Below are 10,039 nucleotides of genomic sequence, written 5' to 3'. Positions count from 1 at the left end.
GATAACATTACGAGCGTTCATATGGCATATGGGAAGAAAGGTTTTAATCAGGATTCTTCTAATGTATGGACATAAGGTTGGCTTATGGGAAAGATGACTGTGGTGGCATTATTATGATATTATGAGAAAGTGAATTGGCTTTCAATTTATTCGTTGATAGACACCGGAGGAAATAGAACAAGACTTGCTTTTAGAAACGATTAAAGGGATTTGCAGTTTAAATTGATGGATTTTTGAAGCATAATCTTACTGAAATCCTCTCCAATAGTTAAATTTAGTTAAATTATAAATTCAACTAATTGGGAAATGATTATATCTGCTTAGTCCTTTACAAGGATTGATACACCTACACCCCTAACATCTCTCTCAATACCTTCAGATTGAGAACATCCTCTTTGTTGTATTCGAGGAGTTTTTCCAAAGATTCATATGAACCATAGCGTTCATAATTTCGCCATAGTTGAACTGCCTTATAGCCATCAACATCAGTAATCGTCCTACCAATTCCAAGATTCCTCTCTACAACCTTCAAACCTCCATAGAGATTATTCTTCCAGCAAGAATACATCAAATCTTTGTGTCTGAAAATCTTTTCCAAATCTATTCCCAGTTTGGCTTTTATAAAAGGCAAGTCGAACCGTTTCCCGTTATATGTATAAAGAGTATCGACGCCATTCAAATAATCGAGTAGTTCTTCTGCTGTGATATCTTTTCCAAAAAGTTGAATAATCTCCTGCTCTTCATCGTCTTCAATCATTATTCCAATTACAGTCAACTCACTGTTAGCCGGATTCAGTCCTGTTGTCTCAATGTCAAGATAAGCTTTTTTAGGCATCTTAAAATTCCACTTTTATTCATCACCAAAAATAGAGAATTCAAATAAAGGAAGTTTAATCATCTATAGCAATTAGCAATAGAATTGGCAATGGTAGTGTTAAGGACGAAGAACTCTTATGACAATTGCTGATGGAATGCTGAAGGTGACCTGTCTGCATACAAAGATTTGTCTATTGACTTAGCTGAAAATTTATAGAAAAAAGGAATAAAAAACCTCTCACAATATCAATCAAAATGAAATATGGTGGTTATAGGGGAAAAATTCTCGATGTAAATCTTAGTGAGGAAAAAATCACTCTCTTAGACTTCAACGAAAATGATGCAGAAAATTTCATCGGCGGTGGGGGGCTTGCCGCTAAAATCGTAGCTGAACTTTTCAAGCCAAATCTATCTCCCCTTCATGAAGATGCGCCTCTGGTATTTGCGACAGGACCATTGACAGGGACAATCGTCCCATGGAGTGGACGACACTGCGTTGCAGGCATTTCACCCCTTACCCATCTCTGGGGAGAATCTTATTCAGGGGGAAATTGGGGTAAAGGACTGAAACAGGCGGGTTACGATGCACTAATTATAAGAGGGGAAGCAAAAAAAAAGGTTTATTTATATGTTTCAGACAAAAAGGTATCAATTGAAGATGCATCTCACTTGAAAAACAAAGATTGTTGGCAAACCGATAAAATTTTGAAGGATGAACTTGGCGATAAAACTAAAGTAGCTTCAATTGGACTTGCTGGTGAAAACATCGTGAAATTTGCAAGTATTCTCAATGATGGTTCTGCATCGAGAATGGCTGCACGATGCGGTTTTGGAGCGCTTATGGGGTCAAAAAATCTCAAGGCAGTCGCAGTGCAGGGAAGCAAAAAGGTGAAGCTTTATGATGAAAGCCGCCTTATTGAATCAATAAAGGAAAAACTTCCTCCGCTTATCACAGAAAAAGAACATTGCCTTAAAAAAGCCCGCTTCGTATTTTCAGGATTTGTAGATGATGGCAGGCACGGTGTTGAAAATTGGCGGAAAGGTGATCTTGCCGGATTCAAAGAAGCGCTTCTTGAAGAAGTGGAAAAACATATTGAGAAAGCAAAACCATACCTATGCTCTGGCTGCAGGACTGGATGTGTAGAATCGAACACACTCAAAGGAATAAGACAATCCGTCTGGGAATCTTTTGCACCCCTTGGCTCACAGCTTGGAATAATCGATATGGCTGTGGTGCAGGAGTTATACGATATCTGCAACCGCAATGCAATTGATTCAATTTCAGCAGGCGGCGTCCTTTCCTTCGCAATGGAATGCTTCGAGGAAGGCATTATTTCAAAGAAAGATACTGACGGCATAGAGCTTGAATTTGGCAATGGAGAGGCGGCAAAAGAGATGTTAGAGAAGATTTGCAGGAGAGAAGGATTTGGCGAAATTCTGGCAGAAGGCACAAAGCGGGCGGCAAAGCTCATTGGGAGAAGAGCTGAAGAATTTGCTCTTCATACCAAAGGGCTGGAAATACCTGCTCATGATCCGCGCACACACAACTTTATGGCTCTCACATACGCAACTGACAACAGAGGCGCAAGTCACCTTTCTGCCTCCAATCCGCGCATAGGGGAGTCTGATTTCGCAGATCTTCTCAAAATCAGGTTCGAGGCAGAAGGAACGGCTGAAATGGTTGTGCGTAGGCAAAACTATTCTACACTTCTAAATTCATTGGTACTTTGCATCTTTTCTCAGGCAGGATATGCGCAGTATTATAGCCCTGAAAATTTTCAAGGAATCAGCGCAAAGGAAGTCAATGAGTGGTTCAACTTGGCAACAGGGATGAATAAAGATATCGATTCAATGCTTTTCGATGGAGAACGTATATTCAATTTGAAACATATCATAAATAGAAAACTTGGATTGGAATCCTCTGAAGATTCCCTACCCAAAAGGTTCTTAACGCTAAAAAGAGGACAAGGACCTGCGGCAAATCATCTGCCTCAAATGGACGAGATGATAAAAGAATATTACGAAAAGCGCTCTTGGAAAAGAAATGGAGATTTAAGAGAAGAAAAGGTAAATCAGCTTGGGCTGAGGAGATTTACTTAAAAACTAAAAAGGAGAAATGGATTGAAAAAGGAACTTACAAAGGAAATCTTCAAAAGGATTTCTGAAAAAATTGAACTTGTCGAAATTGAAGAATTCAAGGATTTGGAAAGAATTTACACTCTTGAAGGAGAAGAAGTTGGCTCATTGAAGGCCTATGAATCAGAAAAAATCGAGAAGGTGTCATTTGCAGAGTTTATGCCAATGAAAGGTATGGAATACATCAATGTGACAATAAAGCCCCGACCAAACTTCAACATACCGATGTATTCTTTCAACTATAATGTAATGGCGGAACAGAAAAAGATTCAATTCGATGTTGACCTATATCCTGCTGTTGACCTTGCAATACGGCAGGATTATATTGATAAATATTATGAGCCGCTCACAGAAATTTATCTCAAAGAAAAAAATGCATCTTATTTCAATTGGCGTCTTTCAAACCGCTCATGGGTTAGGGCAACTGCTTCGCCATATTTTTTTATGTCTGCCACTGACTTAGAAAATGAAGAGAAGGTGTGGTCTCTCTTTTACAAGTATCTCGATGCTGAAATGAAAATCATTGAGGAAGAAAAAGCGGTAAGCGATGAAGAAGCAAAACAGATTGCATACAGACGCAGCTACATGATAAAAATAATGTTTGAACGGGAACCTGAAAGAAAGTGGCTTGAAAAGACCTTTGGTAAGGAAGTTGCTGACAAATTGGCACGAGCAATGGTTTAGATAGCAGGAAAGAAGTGGGGAAAAGAGATGGAAGGAATCGGGATAATAGGGCTTGGCAAGATAGGAAAGATTATAGCAAAACGCTTGTGCAAAGCCGGGATCAATGTAGCTGGCTATGACATAGCTCCTGATAAAGAAGAGCTTGAAAAAATTGAAGGCCTACAACTGAACTCCTCGATAAATGATCTTGTAGATAGTCTTACCCCTCAAAGGATAATTTGGATAATGGTGCCTGCAGGTGAAGAAGTAGATAAGATAATCGATGAAATTCTTCAGGCAGACCTTACAGCAGGTGACATTATCATAGACGGGGGAAACTCTGATTTCAGAGATTCAATCAGAAGAGCAAAATATCTAAAAGACAAAAACATTTTTTTCCTCGATGTTGGCACCAGCGGAGGTGTAAAAGCGGAAGAGAACGGGTTTTGCCTGATGATTGGCGGAGAAAAGGACGCCTTCAATGAAACAACCTCAATTATGGAAGCCCTTGCCTGCAAAGATGGATATCTCTACACTGGAAAAAGCGGGAGCGGCCATTTTGTCAAGATGGTGCATAATGCAATTGAATATGGAATGATGGAAGCGATTGGAGAAGGATTTGAATTGCTTCACAATGGACCCTATAAGGGAATGCTTGACCTTGAAAAGATTGCACATCTATGGTCAAATGGAAGTATCATTCGTTCATTTCTTATCGAGTTGACTGCGCAAGCCCTTTCGGATTATCCTGAATTGATAAATATTGAAGACTATGTTGAAGATTCGGGAGAAGCCAGATGGGCACTTAGAGAAGCAATCGACTATAATATTCCTTTTGATTCAATATCTCACTCTCTTTTCAAACGAATCGCTTCAAGACAGGACGAGTCCTTTGCTCTAAAGATGATATCTGCTCTAAGAAAAAAATTTGGCGGACACAAGATAAAGGAAAAAGAATAGTTTTTTATCTTTCCGTCCTTCGAGTAATTTTCACCCCCCCACTTCAAGATGGCACAACTGCATATAACCTTTAGGTAATTTTTAGAAAACGGATTCAATTTGTCTTAAAATTTCATTGGCTACTGCGTCGGGAGATTTTGCGGCATCAACCACGCATACATCATCACTTATTTCTAAAACATCAAACTGGCTTTTAAGAATCTCTCCCTTGAAAAAATGATTTTCACGCTCAGAAATCCTTTGAAAAGCTGTTTCATAATCAATGTCAAGAATAAAAAATTGGACACCTTCCAAATTTCCCCGAATGATATCTCTGTATCTCTTGTTGAGCGATGAACAGGCAACAATTATATTTTGCCTTTCTAATAATGATTCCTTTATTTTTGATCTAATCTTCTCAAGCCAAGGCAGTCGGTCATCATCGCCTAAAGGAATTCCCGAAGACATCTTTTCAATATTTGTTCGAGGATGAAAATCATCGCCGTCGAAAAAGGGCCATCCAGTGCGTTGTGCCAAGATTCTTCCAACAGTCGTTTTGCCAGCGCCTGCCACTCCGCCAATTATTACAGCTTTGCAGTCCTTCTTCATAGTCCCATTTCTGTCAAATAATTTCTGATTCTTTTAAATGCAAAAAAATTCTTTTACAAATCCTCTCTTGGATAAGATTATCAGATTTTTCTTTCAGTTGTTTAAAAATTATATCTTTATTTCACTACGGCATCTGGAAGGGAGCAAAAACTGTGGAATTTTCATTCAATACCACGCACTGCTTTTTTTATGAAGCAGAAGAAAAAAAAGAAGACACAGTAGGGAAACAACATTGGTTTGACATCTTTCAATTAAATAAATATTATCCATCCTTGATTTAAAGCTTATTGCGAATCGATAGTCATTTTTGAAAGTATAAGAAAAAAAAATGAATGATTACTCAACATATGACTGCATTGTCGTAGGCGCAGGACATGCCGGCTGTGAAGCGGCGCTTGCCGCGGCAAGGATGGGCGCTAAGACTGCAATAATTACAATCAATGCAGACAGAATTGCTCTTATGTCCTGTAATCCTGCAATCGGTGGAGTTGCGAAGGGTCATCTTGTTCGTGAAATCGATGCATTGGGCGGCGAGATGGGCAAAGCCATAGATGATACTGGAATCCAATTCAGAATGCTAAACACAAAAAAAGGACCTGCTGTGTGGGGACCTCGCGCGCAGGCAGACAAGGATGCTTATTCTAAAAGAATGAAAAAAGCCCTGCTCACTCAGGAAGGTTTGACATTGATTGAAGGTGAAGTGGAAGAAGTACTGACAAGAAAGAGCAGGATTGTGGGGGTCAAATTAAACGACGGCAGAAGATTTGAGAGTAAAGCAGTAATCTTGACAACAGGCACATTCTTGTGCGGCTTGATGCATTTTGGTTTAACTCAAAAAGAAGGAGGAAGGCTTGGTGATCCTGCCTCAAATGGTATATCAAAAAGTCTTGAAAAGATTGGCATAAAACTTGGACGCCTCAAAACTGGGACACCTCCTCGTCTTGAGAGGGAAAGTATTGACTTTTCCGAACTTATTGAACAAAAAGGTGATGATTTTTTGATAAAGTTCTCCCACTTTTCATCGAAAATTCCTGAAAACAGTGCGGTGTGTTATATAACACATACAAATTCGGATGTTCACAAGATAATCAAGAGAAATTTAGATAAATCTCCCCTTTATTCTGGTATAATTGTGGGAATTGGTCCCAGATATTGCCCTTCAATTGAGGATAAAGTGGTAAAATTTCCTCAAAAATCATCACATCAGATATTTCTCGAGCCTGAAGGGAAAGATTCACCTCTCATCTATCCAAATGGAATCTCAACAAGTCTGCCTGAAGATGTTCAACTTGAATTTATTCATAAAATCAAAGGGTTGGAGAATGCACGAATCGTTCATCCCGGTTATGCCGTTGAGTACGATTTTGCATATCCCACACAACTGAAACCGACTCTTGAAACAAAGGCAGTTGAAGGACTCTTCCATGCAGGACAAATAAACGGCACATCAGGTTATGAGGAGGCAGCGGCACAGGGATTGATGGCTGGCATCAATGCAGTTTTGAAAATTAGAGGTGAAGAGGAGTTTATTCTGAAACGCTCGCAGGCATATATTGGAGTGCTCATCGATGACCTTGTCACTCTCGGCACAAAAGAGCCCTATAGGATGTTTACATCAAGGGCAGAGCATCGCCTCCTGTTGAGACAGGATAATGCAGATATGAGATTGACAGACTATGGATACCGCTTCGGTTTGATCGATGAAAAAAACTACAAAAAATTTATCGAAAAACGAAAGGAAATTGAAAAACAGATATTTTTTATGAAAAATAGAATAATAAATCCTGACAAGGAAACAAATAAATTTATGAAGTCAATTGGAACATCACCTCTAAAAACTCCGCAATCATTGGCTGAAATATTGAGAAGGCAGGAAATCGATTTGAAAAAGCTCGAGCCTATAGCAGGATTAAACTCTTTGCCGGAAGATGTTGCCCAACAGGTCGAAATTGAGATAAAATATGAAGGGTATATAAAAAGGCAGTCATTACTTGTAGATCAGATGGAAAAACTTGAAAGGATTAAAATACCATCGACAATTGACTATTCCTCGATAGGCGGACTTTCAAGAGAAGTGGTTGAAAAGCTGGAAGAGATAAAACCGATGACGCTTGGTCAAGCATCGCGTATTTCTGGAGTTACGCCTGCGGCAATTTCAATACTAATGGTATATGTAAAAAAGTTATCTAAGGATTCACAACAAAAAGAGGCAATTTTATGAATCGTGAGAAAAACCTTAAAGTGGAATCTGTTGCTCCTGAAGTCGAAACATCTGTAAAAGAAGTTTTCAAAGTAGCAAGATACATACAAGACAAATCAAAGATGGAAAAGATGGTTGTCTTTCTTTCCGAACTCCTCAAATGGAATAGAAAGATAAACCTCACAGGGACAGATGATGCTATGGCTTTGGCTGAAAAACAGCTTTATGATTCCTGTATGCCCATAAAATGGGAAATTGAGAAGTTATCACAAAATTCTACATTGCTTGATATTGGCTCAGGAGGAGGATTCCCTGCAATTCCTTTAAAGATACTTCGTCCACAGCTTAAAATGCATCTGATTGAGAGCAAAACGAAGAAAGTGAATTTCTTGAAACATATAACGCGCATTCTCGATTTGGAAGATATAAAAATACATTCCAGCAGATTCCCCTTCATTGATTCTAAAGAATTGATTGAAGAAAAAATCGACATAATCACAACCAAGGCAGTAAAACCTGATTTGGGAATTTTAACGGCAATGAATCAGCTGATAGCAGATGATGGAATTGTTCTTCTCTATAGAAAATTCACGAGAGAGGAAAAAAAGATGGTAGTTGAAAGCAAATTCAAAGTCTCTGAAGAAATATCCTATCTTCTGCCAAAGTCGAGGACAAAGCGCACATTGACGATTTTGACGAAACTACCTTCTTAATTTCTGTCGTTTCTTATGAACCATAATTTTTTTCTGCTCTTCTTTCCCTTTAATCTTCTTTTCAATAAATATCTCTTCTCCGCTTCGAGGGTCTATTCCTGTGAAATACATTAGCGTCGATAATGTTGAAGGAGTAGGAGTAAATATCTGCACTTGCTCAGGGATTGAATGCAGTTTTTTCGAGAAGAATTCCCTGCATTTTTTCATATCTGCACTACTGCATCCCGGATGAGCGGCAATAATATAAAATGTTAAATATTGCTTTTTCCCATATCTCTTATTTAAAGCGCGAAATCTGTTGCAAAAGGGCAACAGATATTTCACATTGCATTTTCTCATATATTTCATAACAGACTCCTGCGTATGCTCAGGGGCAATCTTCATTTGTCCTGAAATATGGTCAGCAATAAGTGAATCAAGATATTCTTCTCCATACTCACTATCTTCCATCACCAAGTCATAGCGAATACCGGAAGCAACGAATGCCTTTTTCACTCCCTTAATAATGGATATCTTTTTCAAAAGATCTATCTGTGATTTGTGTGAAATTTTCAAATGGGAACAAATCTTGGGATAAAGGCATTCTTTTTTGATGCATTTCTTAAAATCCTTCATCTTTGCACACTCGATCCCATACATATTTGCAGTCGGTCCGCCTACATCAGTAATATAACCATGGAAATCTTTTAAAGATGCAATCTTCTCAACTTCTTTAATGATAGATTTTTGGCTTCTCGATAAAACAATATTACCTTGATGAATCGGTATCGAGCAAAAACTACATTCACCAATACATCCGCGATGAGTGGTGATGGAGAATTTTATTGTCTCCTGCGCCTTTACCTTCCCATTGCGCAAATAGTAAGGATGAACCTCTCGGGTAAAATTCATTTCATATATTTCATCAAGCTCGGCTCGAGTCAGAGGTTTTGCAGGCGGGTTACATATCAAATATCTATCACCTGTTTTTTGGTATAGTCCTTTTTTTGAAACAACTTTGTTATGCTCATAGAAAATCATAAACATCCTGACGAATTCGTCTTTTGACCTTTTTACATCCTCAAAGGAGGGAAGCGCGATATAATCGTCAGGAGCTTCCTTTGATATATAACAAATGCCTTCAATATCTTTAAAATCCTCGTTACTTCTTATTCTTTTCGCTAATTCAAGTACTGCTCTCTCGCCCATTCCATAGACGAGCACATCCGCCTTTGCATCAAAGAGGATAGAACGGCGTATCTTGTCTTCAAGAAAATCATAGTGGGCTATACGCCGTAAACTTGCTTCTATACCGCCAAGGACAATCGGTTTTGTTTTTTTAAAATATCTTTTGATTAAATTTGCGTAAACAATTGTTGCTCTGTCAGGCCTTCGATTGTTTTTGCCGCCGGGAGTAAAATCACAGTTTTTGCGCTTCTTCCCTATGGCAGTATAATTTGCAACAATGGAATCGGTTGCACCTGCAGTTATACCCCAAAAAAGTTTTGGCTCACCTAATCTTGAAATATCTCTATCTGTATGAATATCGGGTTGAGCTATTATGCCAACTTTGAATCCTGCTTTTGCAAGATATCTTCCAATGACAGATGCACCTATAAAGGGACTGTCGATATATGTATCTCCTGTGACGATTATTATATCAAGGGCATCCCAGCCACGGACTTTTAATTCTTCTTTTGTTGTTGGTAAAAACATCATTTCTTCTAATGCGTGTGTAAATGTCACTAATTTTTTTATAGAATATCTGACTTACTGAATCTTATACAATTTAGCTATTAGTTATTGCAAATGGCGGATATTTTCAAATGTAGAAACAAAAAGAGCCAATAGGAGACAGTCGTTTCTTAAATATATTTTTCATTGATCTACACAGCAATACTAAATCATGCTTATGGGGCTTGTCAGGCAGGATATTTAATCTCAAAAAGAATAATGCCCTTCTTTTCCCAGATTTTTTTGAGAT

At 38.5% G+C, this 10,039-nt stretch carries 8 protein-coding genes; 5 read left to right on the top strand and 3 right to left on the bottom strand.

Features of this window, described 5'->3' with window-relative positions:
- Window positions 1–346 precede the first annotated feature (346 nt).
- Window positions 347–835, bottom strand: a complete 489-nt coding sequence (locus tag D6734_10350; protein RMF93325.1) for an exonuclease — start codon at window positions 833–835, stop codon at window positions 347–349.
- 236 nt (window positions 836–1,071) lie between these two features.
- Between D6734_10350 and D6734_10345 the strand changes: the two genes are divergently transcribed.
- From D6734_10345 to gnd, 3 genes are read left to right on the top strand one after another with little or no spacing between them, the layout of a single operon-like run.
- Window positions 1,072–2,916: a hypothetical protein gene (locus D6734_10345; GenBank protein RMF93324.1), complete on the top strand. Its 1,845-nt coding sequence runs from the start codon at window positions 1,072–1,074 to the stop codon at window positions 2,914–2,916.
- Window positions 2,917–2,937: 21 nt separating this feature from the next.
- Entirely contained in the window at window positions 2,938–3,636 is a 699-nt protein-coding gene (locus D6734_10340; GenBank protein ID RMF93323.1) for a hypothetical protein, read from the top strand.
- Between the two features lie 27 nt (window positions 3,637–3,663).
- A complete protein-coding gene (gene gnd / locus D6734_10335) occupies window positions 3,664–4,575 on the top strand; it encodes a decarboxylating 6-phosphogluconate dehydrogenase (protein RMF93322.1) in 912 nt (303 codons plus the stop codon).
- 81 nt (window positions 4,576–4,656) lie between these two features.
- Here the strand turns inward: gnd and D6734_10330 are convergent, their stop codons facing one another.
- A complete protein-coding gene (locus D6734_10330) occupies window positions 4,657–5,163 on the bottom strand; it encodes a gluconokinase (protein RMF93321.1) in 507 nt (168 codons plus the stop codon).
- Window positions 5,164–5,491: 328 nt separating this feature from the next.
- Between D6734_10330 and mnmG the strand changes: the two genes are divergently transcribed.
- Window positions 5,492–7,384 carry a tRNA uridine-5-carboxymethylaminomethyl(34) synthesis enzyme MnmG gene (gene mnmG / locus D6734_10325; protein ID RMF93320.1) on the top strand — a complete coding sequence of 631 codons (1,893 nt, stop codon included), beginning with the start codon at window positions 5,492–5,494 and terminating at the stop codon, window positions 7,382–7,384.
- Window positions 7,381–8,076 (top strand): 16S rRNA (guanine(527)-N(7))-methyltransferase RsmG, encoded by a 696-nt coding sequence (gene rsmG, locus D6734_10320; GenBank protein RMF93319.1) that lies wholly within the window; start codon window positions 7,381–7,383, stop codon window positions 8,074–8,076. The genes mnmG and rsmG overlap by 4 nt, the downstream gene beginning before the upstream one ends.
- Here the strand turns inward: rsmG and D6734_10315 are convergent.
- Window positions 8,065–9,771, bottom strand: a complete 1,707-nt coding sequence (locus D6734_10315; GenBank protein RMF93318.1) for a YgiQ family radical SAM protein — start codon at window positions 9,769–9,771, stop codon at window positions 8,065–8,067. The genes rsmG and D6734_10315 overlap by 12 nt on opposite strands.
- Window positions 9,772–10,039: the final 268 nt, after the last annotated feature.

Source organism: Candidatus Schekmanbacteria bacterium (genome assembly GCA_003695725.1).
Lineage (GTDB): Bacteria > Schekmanbacteria > GWA2-38-11 > GWA2-38-11 > J061 > J061.
The sequence above is the reverse complement of the archived record's forward strand: the minus strand, read 5'-3'. Positions and strand labels throughout refer to the sequence as shown.

What these genes read in the sequence shown, in the direction of transcription:
- D6734_10345 (RMF93324.1), top strand. Translation starts at nt 1,072, where the DNA reads ATGAAATATGGTGGTTATAGGGGAAAAATTCTCGATGTAAATCTTAGT.
- rsmG (RMF93319.1), top strand. Translation starts at nt 7,381, where the DNA reads ATGAATCGTGAGAAAAACCTTAAAGTGGAATCTGTTGCTCCTGAAGTC.
- D6734_10330 (RMF93321.1), bottom strand. Translation starts at nt 5,163, where the DNA reads ATGAAGAAGGACTGCAAAGCTGTAATAATTGGCGGAGTGGCAGGCGCT.
- D6734_10315 (RMF93318.1), bottom strand. Translation starts at nt 9,771, where the DNA reads ATGTTTTTACCAACAACAAAAGAAGAATTAAAAGTCCGTGGCTGGGAT.
- mnmG (RMF93320.1), top strand. Translation starts at nt 5,492, where the DNA reads ATGAATGATTACTCAACATATGACTGCATTGTCGTAGGCGCAGGACAT.
- D6734_10350 (RMF93325.1), bottom strand. Translation starts at nt 835, where the DNA reads ATGCCTAAAAAAGCTTATCTTGACATTGAGACAACAGGACTGAATCCG.
- gnd (RMF93322.1), top strand. Translation starts at nt 3,664, where the DNA reads ATGGAAGGAATCGGGATAATAGGGCTTGGCAAGATAGGAAAGATTATA.